16 protein-coding genes are annotated in these 19,455 nt (G+C 74.4%); 7 read left to right on the plus strand and 9 right to left on the minus strand.

What is annotated here, in order from left to right; translation table 11 throughout:
• Window positions 1-31 precede the first annotated feature (31 nt).
• Entirely contained in the window at window positions 32-391 is a 360-nt protein-coding gene (locus ACWEGE_RS07865) for a hypothetical protein (RefSeq protein ID WP_449659674.1), read from the plus strand.
• Between the two features lie 16 nt (window positions 392-407).
• Here the strand turns inward: ACWEGE_RS07865 and ACWEGE_RS07870 are convergent, their stop codons facing one another.
• From ACWEGE_RS07870 to ACWEGE_RS07910, 9 genes are all read right to left on the minus strand, one after another.
• Window positions 408-3,338 carry a helix-turn-helix transcriptional regulator gene (locus tag ACWEGE_RS07870; protein WP_449659675.1) on the minus strand — a complete coding sequence of 977 codons (2,931 nt, stop codon included), beginning with the start codon at window positions 3,336-3,338 and terminating at the stop codon, window positions 408-410.
• A gap of 111 nt (window positions 3,339-3,449) precedes the next feature.
• A complete protein-coding gene (locus ACWEGE_RS07875) occupies window positions 3,450-3,656 on the minus strand; it encodes a hypothetical protein (RefSeq protein ID WP_449659676.1) in 207 nt (68 codons plus the stop codon).
• A 31-nt stretch (window positions 3,657-3,687) separates the two neighbouring features.
• The gene (locus tag ACWEGE_RS07880; RefSeq protein ID WP_449659677.1) at window positions 3,688-6,519 is read right to left on the minus strand and encodes a type 2 lanthipeptide synthetase LanM family protein; all 2,832 of its coding nucleotides are present in this window, start codon (window positions 6,517-6,519) and stop codon (window positions 3,688-3,690) included.
• Between the two features lie 139 nt (window positions 6,520-6,658).
• On the minus strand, window positions 6,659-7,363 hold the full coding sequence (locus ACWEGE_RS07885) for a 4'-phosphopantetheinyl transferase family protein (RefSeq protein ID WP_449659678.1): 705 nt from the start codon (window positions 7,361-7,363) through the stop codon (window positions 6,659-6,661).
• Window positions 7,360-10,536, minus strand: coding sequence for a S41 family peptidase (locus ACWEGE_RS07890; protein WP_449659679.1), 3,177 nt, complete (start codon window positions 10,534-10,536; stop codon window positions 7,360-7,362). The genes ACWEGE_RS07885 and ACWEGE_RS07890 overlap by 4 nt, the downstream gene beginning before the upstream one ends.
• Entirely contained in the window at window positions 10,533-11,114 is a 582-nt protein-coding gene (locus ACWEGE_RS07895) for a GNAT family N-acetyltransferase (protein WP_449659680.1), read from the minus strand. The genes ACWEGE_RS07890 and ACWEGE_RS07895 overlap by 4 nt, the downstream gene beginning before the upstream one ends.
• On the minus strand, window positions 11,102-11,539 hold the full coding sequence (locus tag ACWEGE_RS07900) for a hypothetical protein (protein WP_449659681.1): 438 nt from the start codon (window positions 11,537-11,539) through the stop codon (window positions 11,102-11,104). The genes ACWEGE_RS07895 and ACWEGE_RS07900 overlap by 13 nt, the downstream gene beginning before the upstream one ends.
• Complete coding sequence (locus ACWEGE_RS07905) at window positions 11,532-11,987, minus strand: GNAT family N-acetyltransferase (RefSeq protein WP_449659682.1); 456 nt, start codon at window positions 11,985-11,987, stop codon at window positions 11,532-11,534. Before ACWEGE_RS07905 ends, ACWEGE_RS07900 begins: the two co-directional genes overlap by 8 nt.
• The gene (locus ACWEGE_RS07910) at window positions 11,984-12,505 is read right to left on the minus strand and encodes a hypothetical protein (protein ID WP_449659683.1); all 522 of its coding nucleotides are present in this window, start codon (window positions 12,503-12,505) and stop codon (window positions 11,984-11,986) included. Before ACWEGE_RS07910 ends, ACWEGE_RS07905 begins: the two co-directional genes overlap by 4 nt.
• A 568-nt stretch (window positions 12,506-13,073) precedes the next feature.
• Here ACWEGE_RS07910 and ACWEGE_RS07915 point away from each other — a divergent pair.
• Genes ACWEGE_RS07915 through ACWEGE_RS07940 form a run of 6 tightly spaced genes read left to right on the plus strand, consistent with a single transcriptional unit; the run spans window position 13,074 to window position 19,401 of the window.
• Entirely contained in the window at window positions 13,074-14,654 is a 1,581-nt protein-coding gene (locus tag ACWEGE_RS07915; RefSeq protein ID WP_449659684.1) for a condensation domain-containing protein, read from the plus strand.
• 22 nt (window positions 14,655-14,676) lie between these two features.
• On the plus strand, window positions 14,677-15,636 hold the full coding sequence (locus ACWEGE_RS07920) for a 3-oxoacyl-[acyl-carrier-protein] synthase III C-terminal domain-containing protein (RefSeq protein ID WP_449659685.1): 960 nt from the start codon (window positions 14,677-14,679) through the stop codon (window positions 15,634-15,636).
• Window positions 15,633-16,976 (plus strand): preATP grasp domain-containing protein, encoded by a 1,344-nt coding sequence (locus tag ACWEGE_RS07925; protein WP_449659686.1) that lies wholly within the window; start codon window positions 15,633-15,635, stop codon window positions 16,974-16,976. The genes ACWEGE_RS07920 and ACWEGE_RS07925 overlap by 4 nt, the downstream gene beginning before the upstream one ends.
• Window positions 16,973-18,271, plus strand: coding sequence for a type III PLP-dependent enzyme (locus ACWEGE_RS07930; RefSeq protein WP_449659687.1), 1,299 nt, complete (start codon window positions 16,973-16,975; stop codon window positions 18,269-18,271). Before ACWEGE_RS07925 ends, ACWEGE_RS07930 begins: the two co-directional genes overlap by 4 nt.
• Entirely contained in the window at window positions 18,268-18,534 is a 267-nt protein-coding gene (locus ACWEGE_RS07935; protein WP_003100549.1) for an acyl carrier protein, read from the plus strand. Before ACWEGE_RS07930 ends, ACWEGE_RS07935 begins: the two co-directional genes overlap by 4 nt.
• Before the next feature lie 3 nt (window positions 18,535-18,537).
• A complete protein-coding gene (locus tag ACWEGE_RS07940) occupies window positions 18,538-19,401 on the plus strand; it encodes a hypothetical protein (protein WP_449659688.1) in 864 nt (287 codons plus the stop codon).
• Window positions 19,402-19,455 lie beyond the last annotated feature (54 nt).

Consider the following 19,455-nt stretch of genomic DNA (forward strand, 5'->3'; position numbering starts at 1 on the left):
TTCAGCTCGCGCCTAGGGAAAAGAGTGACGGATGCCCGCGTTGACCCGCGTCCTCGGAGCGGTGACCGCCGCCTACAGCGCCACGATCATCGCCGCGCCGCGCGTTTTGGCCAAACCATGCGGCCTGACGACCCCGGCCGGCGGTGTCACCGCGGGTATCCGCACGTTGATCGCGGGCATCGGCGCCCGCGACGCGGCGATCGGCCTGGCGATGGTGTTCGCGCCCGAGGGCAAGCCGCTGAAGGTGGCTCTCGCGGCGCGGGTCGCTTCCGACGCGGCGGACGCGGTGGTGTTCGGCTCGACCTTGCCGGACCGCTCGGCGCGCGTGAAGGTGGCGGCGTTCGCGACCACCTGGGCGGCGTTGTGCGCGGTGTCGGCGGTGGTCCGCTGACGGACCGCCGCGGCCGTCACACCTCCGAAGCCGACGAGTTCTCCGCCGCGAAGCGGGCCAGTTCGGCGCGGTCGCGGACCGAGGTCTTCATCAGCAACGCCGCCACGTGCTTCTCCACCGTGCGGGGGGAAATGTGCAACCGGGCCGCCAGTGCCTTGTTGCTGAGGCGGAACGCCAGCAGCTCGAAGACCTCGTACTCGCGCAACGTGACGCCGATCGCGCGCAGGCTTTCGGGTACCCGCTCGGTGCCCGTGCGGCGTTGCTGGACCGAGGCCCCGGCCCGGCGCAGCAACGCGCGGCAGGCGCTGGCCACCGGGATCACGTCCGCGGCGTGGAAGTGGCTTTCGGCTTCGCGCAGCCATTCCGCGGGCTCGCCCCAGCCGTCGTCGACCGCGGGCTCCGCGGTCAGGCGCAGGCCCAGCGGCCGGGCCACGCCGAACGGTGCCGCCGCCTGCGCCGCGCGCTTCATCGCCGCCGCGGCGGGCTCGTGCGCGTGGTCGCGGCCGTGCAGCACCGCCTCGGCCAGCAGCACGAACTGGCGGTTCCAGCGCATCCCGCCGGTGGCCCCGGCGGCGACCCGCCGGTGGTCGTCCCAGGTCGCGTCGCCGGCGATGACGTCGAGCAGGAGCTTCAGGCCGTGGGTGCCGGCGAGGTGGAACGCGCTCTGCTGCCGGGCCTGGTCGGCGGCCAGGGTCTCCAGCTCGGCGCGCGCGGTCTCGCGGTCCTCCTCCAGCAGCGAGCAGAAGACCTGGGCCAGGCCGCGCGCGAGCGGCGCTTCCGGGCCGGCGTCGCCTCCGCCGCGGCGGAAGTCGCCGAGCGCGGTCTCCATCGCCCGCCGGTCGCCGCGGTGCCCCGCGAGCACCGCCTGCGCCATCTGGACGTACCGGCTGACGGCGTACAGCTTGATCCGCGACGCCTCGGCGTAGCACGCGTCGAGCCGATGCCCGGCCTCGGCGAACCGGCCGCACAGCACGGAATGCAGGCCCAGCACGGCGTCCGCGTTGTAGGCCAGGCTGATCCCGCCGGTGCGCAGCGCTTCGGCGCGCGCGGTCTCCAGCCCGGAGGGGTCCGCGTCGGCCAGCCAGGCGTTGCCGCCGAGGCCGACCAGCGCGTAGTTGCGCCAGTTCGTCAGCCGGTGTTCCGCGGCGCTGTCGAGCATCCGGCGGAAGCACTCGTCGGATTCGGCCATGTCCCGCTCGCGCACCACGAACCCGACCGCGTAGAGCGCCTGGCACGCGGTCGACGCCGAGCCGATCCGCTCGGCGCCGGCGACCGCGCGGCGGCCCAGCTCTTCGCTGCGGCGCACCCGGTCCGGGGCCGGGCCGGACATCGAAAGGTAGGCGTCCACGGCGTCCACCGCCACGGCCTCCTCGTCGAGGCCGGTTTCCGGCAGCAGGGCACGGGCCGCGGCGACCTGCTCGAAGCCCTCCGCCCAGCGGCCGGCGACCTGGGCCGCCCACGCGAGCCGGACGTGCACGCGGATCTGGCGCGCGGGATCGCGGCCGTCGGTGGGCCGCAGCGAGCGCGCGACCTTCACCGCGCGGTCGAACTGCCCGGCCTCCGCCAGCGCGAAGAGCAGCAGCTCCAGCAGGTCCCGGTGCCGGCCGGACCGGTCGTCACCGGCGTCGTCGCCGAGCAGGTTCACGGCGTGTTCGAGCACGGCGATCGCCGACCCCGGGGCACCTTCGCCGAGCGCGCGCTGGGCGGCCTCGCGGTAGAGGTCGGCGGCGGCCCAGCGGTCCCCGGCGCCCAGCCGCAGGGACGCGGCCAGGCTGCAGAGCTCACCCGGCAGGTCGGGGTGCAGCTCGACCACCGCGTCGGCCGCTTTCGCCGAAAGCGCCACGCGTTCGGCCGGGTTGAGCAGGGTGAGCAGCGCTTCGGCGGTCAGCGGGTGGCGGAAGGCGTACCAGTCTTCGCCGCGCTCGTCGGCGGTGAGCAGCTGGGCGGCGACCGCGGACTGGAGGTGGCCGAACAGGCTGTGGTCGTCCAGCTCGCTCACCCGTTGCACGACCGACAGCGGGAACCGGCGGCCGAGCACCGCGGCGATGGCGAGCAGCTGCTTGCCGCGTTCGCCGAGGCGGTCGGCGCGGCGGGTGATGATCGTGACGAGCGTCGAAGGGACGGCGCTGCGGCCGTGACCGGTGAACCGCCAGCCCGCCGCGCCGTTCACCAGCTCGCCCGCGGCCACCATGCTGTGCAGCAGTTCTTCGACGACCAGGGGGTTGCCCGCGCTGTCGGCGAACAGGCGTTCGGCCACGTCGGCGGACACCTGGGCCGGCTCGGCGCCGAGCGAGGAGGCCACCACGTCCCGCACCTCGGCGGGCCCGAGGCTGTCGAGCGGCATGAGGAAACCCTCGCCGCGCCGGGTGGCGGCATGGGCCGCCTCCAGCGCGGGCGAGGGTTCGGCGCGCAGGGTGGCCAGCACGACCACCGGCTGCGTGCGGATGTTGGCGGCCAGGTACTCCACCACGGCGAGGGTTTCCACGTCGGCGTCCTGGAGGTCGTCGACGACGAAGAGGCAGCCCCGGCCCGCGCCGGCCAGGCCGGTGAGCCGCAGCGTGGCTTCGGCGAGCACCACCAGCGACGAATCGCCCGCGGTGTCGGCCCCGGTGGCCCAGTCCGGGATCAGCCTGCCCAGCACCGACCGGTACGGCCCGAGCTGCTCGACCAGCTCGCGGCCGCCGGTGCGGGCCAGCGACAGGAGTGCTTCGGTGAGGGCCCGGAACGGCACGGCGGGGCCGGTGGTGCTGCCGCGGCCCCGCAGCACCACCAAGCCCGCGTCCAGGGCGTGGCCGACCGCCTCGGCGGCGAGCCGGGTCTTGCCGATACCGGGTTCCCCCGTGACGAACACGGCCGATCCGGAAGAGCGGCGAGCGTCGTGCAACACCCGCCCGATCTCTTCGATCTCCGTTCCTCGGCCGACGAGAGCGGGGGCACGGGTGCGCATGCGCCAACCTTAGAGACCGGACTCACGAATTCGGTGGTCTTCCGGTGGAGATTCCACTGTTCGGACGGCAGGATTGGCGTTGTTGTCACGCTTTGTGCCGTGACGAGCACGTCACGCGTGCGTGTGGTTGCTCACGACGGTACTGATGTCCATCGTGACGACCGCGGCGCTGGCCACGCCGAGGGTCAGCCCGGCGAGAATGCCCGCCCGGACACCGATCTTCGTTCTGGCACCAGGCGTGGCGTCGCCGAGCGGGCTGTCCGTCTCCGGAGCGGCGGGGGTCGCGTCGAATTCGCCGGCGTTGGTGTCGTTGCGCATCTGCACTCCCGTGATGTGGTGTGTTTCGCGGTTATTTCCGGTGTCCCGACGGTTCGAGCAGCAGAACCGACGGAACCTGTTCGGCAAAACCGGCCCGCAACAACCCGAAACCGATACCCCCGGTTCCGGTCAGCAGGCCCGGGCTCGCTACGCCGTGCGGAGTACCGCACTGGAGCCCGTGTCCTTCGATGGCGCCCACGAGGCGCGAGGTCGCCCTCCGCAACGCGGAGACCGCCGGTTCGTGGCCCTGCCCGGCGAGCACCACGAGTGCTTCGAGGGTGCCGAGTTCGCCGTGGCAGAGCGATTGGTCGGCCGACGGCGGCCGGGCGGCCACCGCGGCCGAGAACGTGTCCGCCGCCCGTGCGGCGAACCCCGGGCCGGTGGCCGCGGCGAGGACCCGGCCGGCCAGGCCCGAGCACCAGCCCAGATCTCCGTCCAGCCGGTCCGCCGTGGTCCGGCCGCCCCGGCCGAGCGCCCAGTCGACCCCCGCGGCACCCCAGAGGAAGCCGGGGGCGGCGGGACGCGGGGCGCCGGCGAGCCGCCGGGCGAGCGTGGCGGCCAGCGCGGCCGCTTCGGGCAGCCCGCTTTCCGCGTGCACGGCGTGCATCGCCGCGAGGGCACCCGCGGTGCCTTCGCCGACGCCCACCGGCGCGGCCGCGTCGGCGGCGGCGGTCGCGGCGATCGCGGCGGGCAGGCAGGCGGCGAGGGTGCTGTCGCCGAGGAGCGAGGCCAGCCGGGCCAGTGCGTAGCAGATCCCGCCGAGGCCGAAGAACCCGCCGGAGCCGACTTCGCGCGCCAGTTCGGGGTGCTCGGCGAGGACCTCGACGAGCACGGGCAGCGTGCGCACGGCCTTCGCGGCGAGCTCGGAGTAGCGGGCGGTACCGGTCAGCCGGCCCAGCTGGGCCAGGAACAGCGCGGTGCCGCAGTAGCCCTCGGCGAGCCCGGCACCCATCGGCAGCACCAGCCAGTGGCGGCCGTCCAGCAGCTCCAGGCCGACCCAGTTGGCCCGCACGTCGTCGTGGGCGGCGCGGGCGACGAGGTCGTCGCCGATCGCCGACGCCAGCGCGAGCAGGTGCTGGCTGTCGGGCACGACCGCGGCGACGGCGCCGGGCAGTGGCGCACCCGCGCCGTGGCGGACCTCCGGGCGGCGGGTGGCGAGGGTGGCCTCCACGAACCACTCCTGCTCGCGCAGGTCCTCCGCGCACAGCTGGGCGATCTTCGCGCGGGCCTGGTCGAGGCCGCTGGCGGCCAGCAGCCCGGGCAGGACGACACCGGTCCCGGTGGTGACGTCGACCGAGCCCGCGGCGGCGGTGAACACCGGCACGTCGCCCTCGCACAGCTCGGTGACCTCGTGGGCCACCAGCGCGGGCAGGTGGGCCTTCCCCTGGTCCTCGGCGAGCGAGGCGAACGCCGCCGGCCGGTCGGCACCCGCCGTCAGGTGCGCGGGGTGCGTCGAGTCGGTCAGCAGCGTGGCGTAGACCTGCGTCGGCCGCATGACCAGGCGGATCTCCTCGCCCGCGAACCCGTCCAGCGCCCCGCCGAGCAGCTCGGCGCGGCGGTCGACCAGCGATTCGTAGGCGGCGCGGAAGCCGCTCAGCAGGCTCTGCCGGTACATCCCGGCGTCGACCTCGGCCCCGGCGAGCACCGGGCGGTTCGCGCCGCCGGCGTAGGGGCGGGGGCCGCGGGCCAGCCGCATGTCGTCGGTCCCGGCGCCGGTCCAGTGCGGCACCTCGCCGGGGCTCTGCTCGCCGTTGCCGCCGCCGAAGGCCGACACGTCGAGCGCGCCGTGCTCGCCGAGCATCAGCGTGGGCAGCAGGGCGGTGCGCGCCACCGAGCGGTGCAGCGCGGCGGTGGCCGGGTCGGGCCCGTTGCGGGTCAGCGTGGTGAAGGCGGGGTGGAACAGCGTCTCGACGTCCACCAGCATCGGCTGGTCACCGCAGGCGATGAGGTTCTCGCAGTGCATGTCGGTGGCGTCGAGCGCGTAGAGGAGGGCCAGCAGCGCACCCTGGCGGCGGTAGAACAGCTCGACCCCGGCCTGGTCGGCGCACGGCCGCGCGGGCACGTACTCGGCCCAGCCGTAGCCGTCGCGGGCCAGCACGCCCACCGGGCGCGGCGCGAGCCCGGGCCGTTCCTCGGCGAACCACCGCAGCAGCTCGCCCCACCGGGCGAGCAGCCCGAGCGGCCGCGGCTTGTAGACGAGCCGGCGTCCGTCGGCGAAGCCGAGCACGGCCACCGCCCGGCCGCCGGAGTGCACGTCGCCGGCACCGAGGGTCAGCTCGGTCAGCTCGGCCACGCTCCCGGTGAGCAGCCCGTCCCGCAGGGCGGCCCGGTCGGCGGCGAACCGCGCGAGCAGCTCGGCGACGGCGTCGGCGGTGCGCAGGCAGGTCTGGGCGAGCAGCCGGGCCAGCACCGGCCGGCGGCCCAGCACCTCGGTGAGGTGGCCGCGGCTGCCGAGCAGGCGCAGGAAGTCGACGAACCGGTCGCGGCCGGTGGTGCCGCGCAGCAGGCCTGCCTTCTTCGCGGAGTGCAGTTCCAGCACGAAGGTGCGGGCCGCGAGTGCGGTGAGCTGCCCGCAGAGCCAGCTTTCGACACCGGGCCACACCCGTGCGGCGGCGGGTTCGCGCTCGAGGAGCAGCTCGCGGGTGGCGGCGGCGAAGGGCAGCACGGCGTGGCGGAAGACGTGGTCGCCGTCGGCGTCGACGGGAGCGGGCCAGTCGCCCTCGGCGGGCAGGGACGCGAGCACCTCGTCGGCGAGCAGCGCCCAGGCGGGCCGGTCGCCGCCCTCGCCGGGAAGGCGAGCGGCGGTCCACCAGGCCGGTGCCTCGTGGGGGGCCTGCTCGGGGCGCTCTACTGTCTGGCTCACGCCGAAGAGATTCGCACTCCGGGAGATGCGGGTACATGGGTACTCGCTACCCAGATTGGGTATCAGGGGTTGGGGTCTTCCTCCGATGGCGTGGGTACGCGGCTGTGCCGCGAGGCCGGGTGCGGCGAGTTCGGCCAGGTCACGGCACCCTCGCAGCCACCGGCTGGGCAAGCTCCGCCACCGTGCGCCGGCGCACCGCCTCCACCGGCACCGTCGTCGCCAGCGCGGCCACGTGGCCGCCCGGAACCGTCAGCGAACCCAGGTGCACCGGTTCGCGGGGCCAGCCCGGTACGTCCGAACGGGCGAGCGGCCCCCGCACGTCCACTCGGCCCGGAGCCGCCGCCAAGCCCAGCCCGGCCAGCTTCATCGCCGCCTCCTTGCGCGTCCACGCCGTCAGCAACCGGCCCGCCCGCTCCACCGGCGGCGCCGCCGAGAACTCCCGGTGCTCCGCGGCCGACAACACCACCCCGGCCAGCCCCGCCGGGTCGGCGGCCGCGGCCGGGTCCTCGATGTCGGCGCCGATCAGGCCCTCCTCCGCCACCGCCAGCAGCAGCCACCGGTCCGTGTGGGACACCGAAAACCGCGGGGCGCCGGCCAGCCGCGGCCGGCCGTGGCCCGGGTCGCCGCAGTGCTCGCAGGAGCGGTCGATCACCACCTCCCGCGGCGGGATCCCCAGCGCGGCACCGCCCCAAAGGCGTTGCAGCGCACGGGAGGCCACGAACACGTCCCCCGCCGGGCCGGCGGCCAGCCTGGCCAGCCGCGCGCGCTCGGCGTCGTCCAGCAGCCCGAGCCACTCCGGCCGGGGGCGGACCGGCACCAGCCAGACGTCGACCCGGCCGGTCATGGCGCCTGCGGCAGCAGCAGGGCCGCCCGCGGCACGGGCAGCTCGTCCGACGGCGAGCCCAGCTCGGCCAGCAGGTGCGCGACGGCCGCGGCGAGCTGGTCGTCCTCGCCCGGCAGGAGCCGGTCGGGGGCGGGCACCACCGCCAGGTCGGGCTCGACGCCGTGGTTCTCCAGCGAAGCACCCGCGTCGCCGAACCGGTAGCGGAACTCCGGCTGGGTGGTGACGGTCCCGTCCACCAGGCGGTGCCGCGGCCAGGTGGCGATCACCCCGCCCCAGCTGCGCCTGCCGATCAGCGGGCCCAGCCCGAGCGCCCGGAAGACGTGGGCGAAGATCTCGCCGTCGGACCCGGTGTGCTCGTTGAGCAAGGTCGCCATCGGGCCGCGCGGCGACTCCGTGGGGTACGGCGCCATCCCGCTCCAGCGGCCGTGCTCGGTGCCGGTGCGGCGGCGGGCCAGCCGGTCGAGCAGCAGCGGCGACACGTGCCCGCCGGTGTTGAACCGGACGTCCACGATCAGGCCGTCGCGGTCGAGCTCGGTCAGGAACCCGCGGACGAAGTCGGCGTAGCCGCTGCGCGTCATGTCGGGCACGTGCAGGTAGCCCAGCCGGTCGCCCGACACCGCCCGCACGTAGGCCCGGTTGCCCTCGGCCCAGTCCAGGTACCGCGTCCGGGCCTCGCTCGCGCACGCCCGGACGACCACGCGGTGTTCGGCGCCGGCCCGCCGCACGGTCAGCTCGACCTCGCGGTCGGCCTGCCCGACCAGGAGCTCGCCGGGCCCCGGCGGGCCGACCCGGCGGCCGTTGACCGCCACCACGGCGTCACCCGCGCGGATGTCCGCGCCGAGCCGGGCGCACGGCGAACCGGCCTTCGGGTTCCACGGGTCGCCGCGCAGGATCCGCGCGATCCGCCACCGCGAGCCGTCGGGCGCGGTGTCCCAGTCGACACCGAGGAAGCCCTGGGCCTCGTCCGGCCCGGCGCGGTACTCGCCGCCGCGTTCGAACGCGTGCGACGTGCCGAGCTCGCCGTGCAGCTCCCAGATCAGGTCCGACAGCTCCGCGCGGCACGACACCAGCTCCGCGAGCGGCGCGTACCGGTCGTACACCGCGTCCCAGTCGAGCCCGGACATCCGCGCGTCCCAGTAGCCTTCGCGCTGCAGCCGCCACGCCTCGCGGAACATCTGCCGCCACTCCGCCGACGGGTCGAACGGGACCTTCACGCGCCCGAGGTCGACCCAGCCGGTGGCCGGGCCCGGCTCTTCGCCGTCGGGCGGGTCGCCGGCGGCGTCGGCGCGCAGCACCCGCAGCCGGCTGTCGGTGCGGTGCAGCACGACGTCACCCCGGACGTCCAGCTCGTCGACCGCGCCGAGGCAGCCCGCGGTGACCCGGCCCGTGCCGAGGTCCACCAGCGACACCGTGCCTTCGCCACCGGCGTCCGGGTGCGCCGGGTCGGGCGCGGCCAGCGGCACCGACAGCAGCAGCACCCGGCCGGGCAGCGCGCCGATGTCGCTGTAGCGGCCCTCGGGCACCGGGAACGCCGCCACCCGCCGGGAAATCCCGTCGAGGTCGATCTCCACCCGGCCGTCGCCGCGCGGGGCCGGCCGCGCCTGCCCGGGCACGGCGGTCCGGGTCTCGAACGGCGAGGGGTCGCCGGCCCGCAGCGTGATCAGGTACGGCCGCGAGCCGAACGGGAACCCGATGTCGAACTGCACCTGGTCCAGCTCGGGGGTGAGGTCGCGCTGGCCGAGGAAGTACAGGTACCGCCCGGACGGGTCGAACGCCGGGCGCGCGTCGCGCACCACCGGCTCGGTGACCCGGTGGGTGCGCCCGGACGCGGTGTCGGCGAGCTTGATCGACGACGTCCGCGGCGACTCCGGGAACGTGTAGGCCAGCCACCGGCCGTCCGGCGACCACGCGAGGTCCTCGATGCGCTCGTGCCGGCTCGCGTCCAGCAGCCGGGGCCGGGGGAGCACGTCGGCGGTGTCCACGATCCACACGCGCTGGCGGCTGGTCGCGAAGGCGACGAGCCCGGACGCGGGGGAGGCGGTCAGCTCGGTGATGTGCCCGACGCCGCCCGCGACCAGCACCGGGGCGTCTTCGCCGCCCTCGGCGTCCAGCAGCACGATCCGCTCGTCCGGGCTCTCGTCGGCGGCCACGGCGACCAGCTGCCGCCCGCCGGCCAGCCACCGCAGCAGCCGGTAGCGCACGCCGTCGGCGCTGCCGTGGCCGCGGACCGGCCCGGACCAGTGCTCGAAGGTGAACGCCTTGCCGCGGGCGGTCACCGCGAGCCGGGTGCCGTCGGGGGACAGGCGCGCGCCGTCGAGGTACTCGCCCGCGTGGGCGAACCGGCGCCCGCGCTGGGGTGCCGCGCCGCCGAGGTCCACCTCGACCGGCCGGGCGCCGCGGTCGTCGAGCAGGTGCAGCCGGGCGCCCGCGGTGTAGACCAGCCGGGTGCCGTCGGTGGTCAGGCCGCGCGCGTAGTGGTCGTGGTGGTCGGTGTGGCAGCGCAGGTCGGTGCCGTCGGGCAGGCACGAGTAGACGTTGCCGATGCCCTCGTGGTCGCTGATGAAGTGGACGCGGCCGCCGGCCCAGCACGGGTCGGCGACGTTCCCGGGCAGCGCGACGAGCCGGGTGAACGGCCCGGATTCCCGCTCGGCGTACCACAGTTCGCCGGTCCCGCCGCCCCGGTAGCGCTTCCACCGCGCGGGATCCGCGGTGTTGCGGCCGACGACGACCCCGCCGACCTCACCGTCACCGAAAGCGATCGTGTCGGCGGGCCCGAGCCGCAGCGGCCGCGCGGGACCGCCGGCGGGCGGCACCGAGAACAGGCGCGCGCCGAAGCCGGACGGCTGCTCCGCGTCGGTCGCGTAGAGCACCTCGCCGGTGTGCGGGTGCCAGCCGACGGTGACGCAGCGGCCGGCCTGGTAGGTCAGCCGCCGCGGCCGGCCGCCGTCGGCCGGCATGACGTACACCTCGGCCGGGCCGTCGTAGGTGCCGACGAAGGCGATTTCGGTGCCGTCCGGGGAGATCCGCGGGCGCCGGGCTTCGCCGGGGCCCGCGGTGAGGCGGTGGGCCCGGCCGCCGCCGGCGGGCACGGACCAGAGGTCGTCCTCGCACGCGAAGTACAGGGTGCCGCCGGAGATCGCCGGGGTGCGCAGGTACCCGGCCCGCCCGGTCACGACCGGGCCTCGATGCGCTCGCGGATCCGCTCGGCCAGCTCGCGGCGGCGGTTCTCGGCGGACTCCCGGTGCGCCCGGATGTCCTCGTCGGACAGTGTCCAGTAGCACGCCGTCCGCCATTCGCCGACGGTGTAGGAATCCCGTTCGCAGCGGACCTGGTGCTGGGCTTCCAGTGCCTCGGCGGAGAGGAACATGGTGTTGTGCGTGTAGACCTGGTTGACGATCACCCGCATGTTGAGCTCGTCGCGCAGGTGCTTGTGCACGGCGTAGACGGCGAACGCGCCGAGCCCGCGGTCGCGCGGCAGCACGCCGAAGGACAGCTCGCAGCATTGTGCGCGCCAGTCGATCGAGGTGATCCAGGCGAAGCCGAGCACGCGGTCGTGCGGGCCGCAGACGGTGAAGATCCGCTTGGTGCGCTGCTCCTCGGTGATGGTGCGCAGCTGCCGGGCCTGCAGGCCGTCGTCTCCCGCGCCGACGGCGAAGTCGGTGAGGTTGGCCGTGAACCGCGCCTCGCGCAGCAGTTCGGTACGCAGCGGGACGTCCTCTTCGGTGAAGTGCCGGACGGTCACGATCGGCATGACTCCTCCTTCACCAGGACCAGCACGTCGTGGAACGCGTGGCCGGCGTAGTGGTGGCCGGGCAGCACGCCGCCGCGGGTGAACCCGGCCCCGAGGAAGGCGGCGGCGCCCTGTTCCGGGACCAGCGCGACGAACGACGTCCGGCGCTGGTAGGCGGTGAGGTGGCCGAGCAGCGCGCGCACCGGCTCGGGGCCGGCGGACGTGCTCGAGACGTACGCCTGGCGCGGCTGCGCCCGGTTCGGCACGCAGCCGACCAGCGCGCCGCCCGCGGCGTACACCTGGGCCTCGCGGCGGATGAGCTCGCGCACGAGCAGGGCGTCGTTCTGGGTCACCGGATCGGTGCCGAGGAACCCGCGCGCGGCGTCGCCCGCGCGGCGCAGTCCCCGCGCGGCCTCGGCGGGCGAAAGCGGCCTCAGGTCAGTCATGGCGGATCGTCCCCCAGATCTCGCGGGTGGCGGGTGCGCCGTCGAACCAGCCGCCGGCCGGGACGACGGCTTCGCGCCGGAAGCCGGCCGCGGTCAGCACGCCGGTGCCGGGCCGGGCGGCCGGGGTGACCCAGCCGTGCAGGCGCCGCAGGTTCAGCCCGGTGAACCCGTGCGCGACGGCGGCTTCGAGCAGTCCGTCCAGATCGGACAGTCCGGGGTGGACGCCGATCTCGACGCGGGCCCGCCGGTGCACCCAGTCGATGCCGGTGTAGCGGACGAAGGCGCCGTCGGTCACGCACAGTTCCTCGTCGTCGCCGTCGGGCGGCGGGACCTCCGTCGGATCGGCCAGTGCGGGCCAGCCCGCCACCGGCAGCCCGAGCAGCTCGCCGGCGAGCCACGGCCCGCTCAGCAGCCCGCGGTCGGTGCCGCGGTATCCGCGCAGTTTCATGACTCCGCCCAAACCTGCGAAAAGAAGACCGTGCCGCGGCGACGGCCTTCGTGGGTGGTCACGCCGGCGAGCGTGCCCTCTTCGGTGAGCCCCGCCGAGCGGGCGAAGGCGAGGCCCGCGGGGTCGAACTCGGGGAACCGGACCGACAGCCGCACCAGCTCGTGGCGCCACCGCAGGGCCCGCACGATCTCGCGGTAGGCAGCACGCCACCAGTGCGTGGGCACGCCTGAGCGCAGGCGCAGGTGCAGGACGTAGTGGCAGCCGTGCTCGCTGCCTTCGTGCTCCAGCGCGTAGAGGCCGACGGGCTCGCCGTCGGCGCGGAGCACGCGCGTGTCGTCGCCGAGGAGCCGGACGATCTCCCACTCGGGCCGCGTGTCGGGCCGGTCGGTGCGGAAGAAGAAACCGGGGTCGGCGAACAGCGCGAGCACGTCCGCCCGGTCGGCGTCCGCGCAGGCGCGGGCCGACCAGCGCGGCAGTGCGCGCTCCACCGGTGGCGCGACGGGCGCGATCGAGGTCATGGCCCCTCCCGGGCTGATGGGCTGGCGAAAATCGGGGTGGCCCGCAGCTCCCCCCGGGAAAGCACGGACCGGGTGGTGGCGGGGAGCCGCGGGAACGGCACCGCCCGGCGGGTGCCGGGGGCGGTGCCGCGCCCGCGGGGGCCACGAGACCGGAGCTTTCGGGCGAAAGCCCCGGTTCGGCGGGACGGCGGTACGCGGAGCGCCGCCGTCCCGCCGGGTCGTCACGCCTCCTTGGACGCGACCTTCGAGGCCTCCTTGGACGCCTCCTTGGAGGCCTCCTTGCTGGCGACCTTCGACGCGACCTTGCTGGCGACCTTCGAGGCTTCCTTCGACATGAGTGCTCCTCATTCCGTGGTTGGGATTTCCCCCGCAGATCCGGTCGGCAATTCCTGCGTTCCGGCGGGGCCAACCCAGATTCACCGACGAACCGTTGCGGGTCAAGGAAAACTCCGGCCCGCCCGGTGTCAGCTTCGTGCCACGGAGAACGTGCCACCGCCAGGGGCTAACCATTTCCGCCGCCACCGCCCACCATCGGCGTACCACGACGATTCACGGTTGGAGGCCTCGGATGCCTGAGGCGAAAAGCGCGAACCTCTGCTGGGGACAGCACCACCACCTGCTGCGGTACCTGCGGGTGCCGGCGCCGTCCCGGCACGAGGCGCACATCGGCACCAGCTACCCGCTGCCCGCGGGCTGCACGGTCGCGGCCGTCCGCGCCACCCTGACGCACCTGGTGCGCCGGCACGAGATCCTGCGCACCGTCTACGACCTGACCGGCACCGCCGCCGACGGCCGCGCCTGGCCGCGCCAGGTCGTGCAGCCCCCGGCGCCGCAGCCGGTCGTCGAGGCGACCGCGGAGAACGCCGCGGACGTCATCGCGCGGCTCACCCGCACCCCGTTCGACCTGGCCCGCGAGTGGCCCCTGCGGGCCTGCGTGGTCACCGCCGGTGGCCGGCTGGTGCGCCTGCACCTGGTCTTCAACCACCTGGCCTTCGACGACGTCGCCCTCGACCGCCTGGCCGCCGAGCTCGACGAGCTCCTGGCCGCGCGCACCGAGGGCCGCCCCGCGGTGCTGGACCCGGTCGAACACCAGCCGGTCGACCTCGCCCGCTTCGAAGAGAGCCGCACCGACGCCGACATCGAACCCGCGCTGGACCACTGGCGCGAGGTCGTCAAGAAGCTCCCCGCGGACGTCTTCTCGAAGCGCCGCAAGGTTTCCGAAGCCGCCCACAGCGGCTCGCTCACCGTCCCGTCACTGTTGTCGGCCGCCCGGACGATCGCCGCGCGCGAGCACGTGTGGCCCTCGGCCGTGCACCTGGCCGCCTATGCCGTCACGCTCGCCGCCTACACCGGCGAAACGCTGGTCGCGCACCGGATGTACACCAGCCAGCGGGACGCCAGCGGCTTCGGCGGCGCCGTCACCTGCCTGTCCTACCCGACGCCGGTGCTCGCCGACCTCGGCGGCGATCCGCGGTTCTCGGCCGTGGTCAAGGCGTCCGCGACCAGCGTGAGCCAGGCGATGACGCACGCGCACGTGCCCTACGACCGCGTGTACGAGCTGATCGCCGAGGAGGGCGTGCGCGTGGTCGCCGAGCTGAACTTCCTCGACAACGCCCCGCGCTCGTGCCGCACCAAACGTGACCGGTACGCGGTCAACGCCGCACCCGCCGACTGGGCACTCGCCGGTTCGGACAGCTACCTGCGCGTCTACGAGTGGGCCGACGGGATCACCCTCGCCCTGCAGGCCCTGGACGCGGTGATGGACGCCGACGCCGTCGAACAGTTCCTGCGCGGCTACGCCCGGCTCGTCGAGGCCCACCGCGACCCCGGCACCGACCTGCGCGTCAGCGAGGCCGCCGCGCTCATCGGCTTCACCCCGGCCCCGCCGCGGAAAGAGGTCCCCGCCGCACCCGAGCGAACCGGAACCGCGCCCGCCGAACCCGTCCTCACCGAGGTCGTCGCGCAGGTCAACGGCCTGGCCGACGTCGACCCGGCCCGCAGCTACCTCGGCGCGGGCGGGCGCGTGCTGCGCCTGCCCCGCGTGGTGGAAGCCCTGCACGAACGCGGGTGGTCGGCCGGGCTCGTCCCGTTCACCACCGCCCGCCCCCTGTCCGCGCTCGCGCACGAACTCGTGCCGGCCCGCGGCTGAGCCGGACGAAGAGGAGGAAACCATGTCCCTGCTCGAAGCACCCCGCCTGGAACGGGTGGCGTCGTTCGTGCCGGAGACGAGCCTGCCGGTCGCCGACCTGGCCGGCCCGCTCGGCCTCGACGCGACGCAGCTGCGCTTCTTCACCCGCTTCCTCGGCCTCGACCGCGTGGCCGTCGCGGACGGGCTCGACCTGGCCGACATGCTGGCGGGCGCGGGGGAGCGCGTGCTGACCGGCACGGACCGCGACTCGGTCCGGTTCCTGGTCCACGCGCACACCATGCAGCACGTCGCCGTCGCCACGCCCGGGATCCTGGAGGACGTGCGGACGCGGCTGCGGCTGCACCGCGCGACCGCGTTCAGCCTGTCGCACCTCAACTGCGTGATCGGTATCCAGGCCCTGCACATCGCCCGGTCGCTGCTGGCGACCGCGGCCCCCGGCGACCGGGTGCTCGTGCTCACCGGCGACAAGGTGCTGATGCACGAGGCCCGGCTGATCCGCGACACCACGATCCAGGGCGACGGCGCCGCCGCGGTGCTGCTCGGCCCGGACCCGCGCGGCGACCGCGTCCTCGGGCGCGCGCTGACCGTGCTGGGCGAGTTCTACCGCGGCATCGACTGCGACGAGGCCCTGCAGCTGCAGTACAAGCACGTCTACCCGGACGCGCTCGCCCAGGTCATGCAGGACGCCCTCGACGACGCCCGTGCCGAGGCCGCGGACATCGCCGCCATCCTGCCGCACAACGTCAACAAGCTGTCCTGGAAACGCATCTCCGGCGCGCTCGGCGTGCCGCGGGACCGCGTGTTCCTCGACAACGTCGGGAAGTACGCCCACTGCTACAGCTCCGACCCGTTCATCAACCTGGCGGCGGCGCGCGCGGACGGGCGGGTCGATCCGGGGGACCTCGTGCTGCTGGCTTCGGCCGGCCTCGGGGCGACCTTCGCGGCGGCCGTCGTCGAGATCGGAGAAGGGAACCAGGGATGAATTTCGTGGCACGGCTGAAGAAGGACCTCACCGGCGACGCCGGTGCGCGGTTCGTCTTCGTCAACAACTTCGAGGTGGAGCGCAGCTGGGCGGTGGGCGAGCCGAAGCTGCCCGGCGCCGGCATCTCGTTCGCGGGGGCCACGGTCAACCGCATGGAGGAGATGGGCGCGCTGCTCGCCGGCGAGGGCGACCTGGTGGTGCTGAAGGCACCCATGGACGCCGCGTTCGCCGGGTACCTCGCCCGGATCGGCGCGGCCGACGGCTCGACGCTGATCGCCGAGCACAACGACCCGGACGCGATGGTGACCGAGGACGCGCTCGACTCGCCGGAGCTGCTGTCCCGGCTGCGCGAGCTGGCCGACGGCAACACCTACCTGATGCCGCTGGGCATCTCGGCGTCGGAGGAGGCACTGGCCAAGGAAAGTGGCTTGCCGCTGGCCGGGTCGACCGCGCAGATCTGCAAGGCGGTCAACGGCAAGGTGTTCAGCCGCGGCCTGGTCGACTCCCTCGGCCTGCGCCAGGTGCCCGGCCGGGTGGTGCACACCGTCGGCGAACTGCGCGAGGCGCTCACCTCCCAGCTGGCGCTGGGCGGCCGGGTCGTGGTGAAGGAGTCGCTCGGCGTCTCCGGCCGCGGCATGGTCGTGGTCGAGGACGAGCGCGGCGCGAACCGCCTGCTGCGCCTGATCGAGCGCCGCGGTGCCGACGCGCCCGCGAACCTGGTCGTCGAGTCCTGGATCGAGCACGCCCAGGACCTCAACTACCAGTTCGTCGTCTCCCGCACCGGCGGCGTCCGGTTCGAGACGGTCAAGGCGGCCGTGCTGAAGAACGGCGTGCACCAGGGCCACCGCTTCCCGGTGGAGCTGCCGCCGGTCGCGGCCCGCGAGCTCGCCGAGGCCGTCGAGAAGATCGGGCGCGCCCTGCACGACGAGGGCTTCTTCGGGATGGTCGGCGTCGACGCAATGCTCGCCGCCGACGGCACGCTCTACCCGTGCCTGGAGATCAACGCCCGGTTCAACATGTCCACCTACCAGAGCCGGATCGCCGAGAAGTTCATCCCGGAGGGCCGGCACGCGATCGCCGCGACCTTCTCGCTGAAGCTGCAGCGCGAACACACCTTCGCCGAGGTCGAGACCGCGCTCGGCGACCTGTTCTTCACCGGCGCCGGCGACACCGGCGTGCTGGTCAACAACTTCGCGACGCTCAACGCCGCGTTCACCGGCGAGGGGTCCTTCCACGGCCGTCTCTACGCGATCTGCGTCGGGGACTCGCCGGAGGAGGCCCTCGCCGTCCGGACCGAAGCCGAGCGCCGCCTCAGTGCCATGGCAGGGGAAACCGCATGACCGACATCGACTACCAGGACCTGGCCGCGCGCTTCGGCACGCCGCTGTACGTCTACGACGGCGACGTCCTGCACGCCACCATCACCGGCCTGCGCGCGGTGCTGCACCCGGCGATCGAGGTGTTCTACTCGCTGAAGGCGAACCCGAATATCAGCGTCTTCGCCGCCCTGCACCACGGCGGCGCGCGGGCCGAGGTCTCGTCCATCGTGGAACTGCAGACCGTGCTCAAGGCCGGGGCCCGGCCGGACGACATCATCTTCCTCGGCCCGGGCAAGAGCCAGGAGGAACTGCGGGCGTGCCTGGACACCGGCGTCTACGCGATCGTCTGCGAGTCCTTCGACGAGCTGGACGACATCGAGCGGCTCGGCGCCGAGCTCGGGAAGCAGCAGCGGGTGCTGCTGCGGATCAACCCGACCTGCGCGATCAGCGGCTCCCGGCTCACCATGGGCGGCAAGCCGCGGCAGTTCGGCATCGACGAGGCCCAGGTCCTCGCGGCCGGGCCGCGGCTGGCGGAGTACCGCCACGCCGACGTCGCCGGCATCCAGGTCTACATGGGCACGCGCATCCTCGACGCCGAGGTGATCGGCAAGAACACGCGCTACGCCCTCGACCTGGCCGAGCGGGTCGCCGCCGAGACCGGGATCCGCCTGGAGGCCGTCGACATCGGCGGCGGCCTGGGCGTGGCCTACTTCGAGGGCGAGGACGACCTCGACGCCGCCGACGTGGCCGCCGAGATCAACCCGATGCTGGAGGCGTTCCACCGGGCGCACCCGGCGACCCGGCTGATCATGGAGTCCGGCCGGTTCCTGGCCGGCCGCGCCGGGGTCTACGTGCTCGGCGTCCGGTACGTCAAGGAGTCCATGGGGGAGCGGTTCGCGATCGCGGACGGCGGCACCCACCACCACATGGCGGCCGTCGGCATCGGCTCGTTCGTCAAGCGCAACTTCCCGGCCGTGCTGCTCACCCCGCGCGCGGCGGGCGAGGACACCGACGACACCGTGGAGCCCGGCCCGTGGACCGTCACCGGGCCGCTGTGCACGCCCAACGACACCCTGCTCAAGCAGGTGAAACTGCCCGACCTGCGCGCCGGCGACCTGGTCGGCGTCCTGAACTCCGGCGCCTACGGGCCGTCGGCCTCGCCCGGGCTGTTCCTCAGCCACGGGTTCCCCGCCGAGGTGCTCGTGCGCGGGGGAGCGGCCTTCCTGGTCCGCGACCGCGACGAGCCCGCGGACCTGCTGCGCAAGCAGCACCTGCACCAGCCCCTTACCGACAGCATGGGAAGTGAGCCGAGATGAACCGCACCGAGATCGTCGCCCACCTGGAGATCGCCCTGTCCGCCGTGCTCAACAAGGAGATCGGCGGCGTCACCCCGGAGCTGCGCCTGTTCGAGGACCTGGCGCTCGACTCCACCAGCGTCATCGAGCTGCTGATGAGCCTCGAGGACACCATCGGTCTCGAGATCGACCCGGACGAGCTGGGCCCGGAGGTCTTCCGCACGGTCGGCAGCCTGACCGACTACATCGAGTCGGCCTTCGCCAGGGCCGCCGCGGCGGTCTGAGCCATGTCCCTGCAAACTCTTGCGCCCCCGGGCCGGGCCGCGGTACCTCCGCGACCGGCCGGGGTGCACCTGAGCGGTGTCACGCACCGGGTGTTCACCGAGCGCGCCAAGCCGGTGTTCGGGATGCGCCCGGAGCTGGCCCGCCTGATGGTCGAGACCTTCGGCGCCGCCGCGGACCAAGAGGACTTCCTGGCCCGCACCGGCAACGGGTTCATCGAGATGACCGAGGCGCTCCTGGAAGACGTGGGCGCGCCGCTGCCGCCGCTGGACGCCGTGGTGCTCGCCTACCACTCGCCGGACCTCTACCACTCCGAAGTCGCCGGCTGCTACCTGGCCGGACGCCTGCCCGGCAACCCGGAACCGTGCTCGGTCGCGGCCCCGGGCCCGGGGGCGGCGTTCACGGCGCTGCGCCTGCTGGACGGGCTGTGCCGGATCGGCGCGGCGACCCAGGCGGCGCTGCTGGTGTACGACCAGAACGCCGTGCTCTGGGACAGCGGCCACCCGGCCACCCACCGGCCGGACGCGGCGGTGCTGCTGCAGGCCGGCGCGACCGGCGACGTCGCGGTGACGGAGCTGGAGGAGGTGCGGCTCGGCGGGACCGGGCCGCACACGGCGACCCTGGCCCTGGCCGACGTGCTCTACCGGCACCCGGGCGTCCGCGTCCTGGCCGGCGCGGGCCTGGCCAAGCGGCTCGCGGGCACGCCGTACGCGAGCCGCGTCGAAGCGGTGCCGGATCTGTGGTGCACGGGCGTGTGGGCGGGGCTGGCGCGCCTGTGGCCGTTGCCGGAACCGGTGCTGCTGGCCGACTTCGAGCCCGCGAGCGGCACGTTCTGCAGCTGCCTGCTCGTGCCGGGGAGGGAGCACTGATGGGCGCGCGGTCGGCGGCCTTCGCCCGTGCGCGAAGGGTCGACACGCGTGATC

The organism is Amycolatopsis sp. NPDC004747 (genome assembly GCF_053601335.1).

Excerpts from the sequence above, each read along its gene's own strand:
- ACWEGE_RS07865 (WP_449659674.1), top strand. The coding sequence starts at position 32 with ATGCCCGCGTTGACCCGCGTCCTCGGAGCGGTGACCGCCGCCTACAGC.
- ACWEGE_RS07870 (WP_449659675.1), bottom strand. The coding sequence starts at position 3,338 with ATGCGCACCCGTGCCCCCGCTCTCGTCGGCCGAGGAACGGAGATCGAA.
- ACWEGE_RS07875 (WP_449659676.1), bottom strand. The coding sequence starts at position 3,656 with ATGCGCAACGACACCAACGCCGGCGAATTCGACGCGACCCCCGCCGCT.
- ACWEGE_RS07885 (WP_449659678.1), bottom strand. The coding sequence starts at position 7,363 with ATGACCGGCCGGGTCGACGTCTGGCTGGTGCCGGTCCGCCCCCGGCCG.
- ACWEGE_RS07895 (WP_449659680.1), bottom strand. The coding sequence starts at position 11,114 with ATGCCGATCGTGACCGTCCGGCACTTCACCGAAGAGGACGTCCCGCTG.
- ACWEGE_RS07900 (WP_449659681.1), bottom strand. The coding sequence starts at position 11,539 with ATGACTGACCTGAGGCCGCTTTCGCCCGCCGAGGCCGCGCGGGGACTG.
- ACWEGE_RS07905 (WP_449659682.1), bottom strand. The coding sequence starts at position 11,987 with ATGAAACTGCGCGGATACCGCGGCACCGACCGCGGGCTGCTGAGCGGG.
- ACWEGE_RS07910 (WP_449659683.1), bottom strand. The coding sequence starts at position 12,505 with ATGACCTCGATCGCGCCCGTCGCGCCACCGGTGGAGCGCGCACTGCCG.
- ACWEGE_RS07915 (WP_449659684.1), top strand. The coding sequence starts at position 13,074 with ATGCCTGAGGCGAAAAGCGCGAACCTCTGCTGGGGACAGCACCACCAC.
- ACWEGE_RS07920 (WP_449659685.1), top strand. The coding sequence starts at position 14,677 with ATGTCCCTGCTCGAAGCACCCCGCCTGGAACGGGTGGCGTCGTTCGTG.
- ACWEGE_RS07925 (WP_449659686.1), top strand. The coding sequence starts at position 15,633 with ATGAATTTCGTGGCACGGCTGAAGAAGGACCTCACCGGCGACGCCGGT.
- ACWEGE_RS07930 (WP_449659687.1), top strand. The coding sequence starts at position 16,973 with ATGACCGACATCGACTACCAGGACCTGGCCGCGCGCTTCGGCACGCCG.
- ACWEGE_RS07935 (WP_003100549.1), top strand. The coding sequence starts at position 18,268 with ATGAACCGCACCGAGATCGTCGCCCACCTGGAGATCGCCCTGTCCGCC.
- ACWEGE_RS07940 (WP_449659688.1), top strand. The coding sequence starts at position 18,538 with ATGTCCCTGCAAACTCTTGCGCCCCCGGGCCGGGCCGCGGTACCTCCG.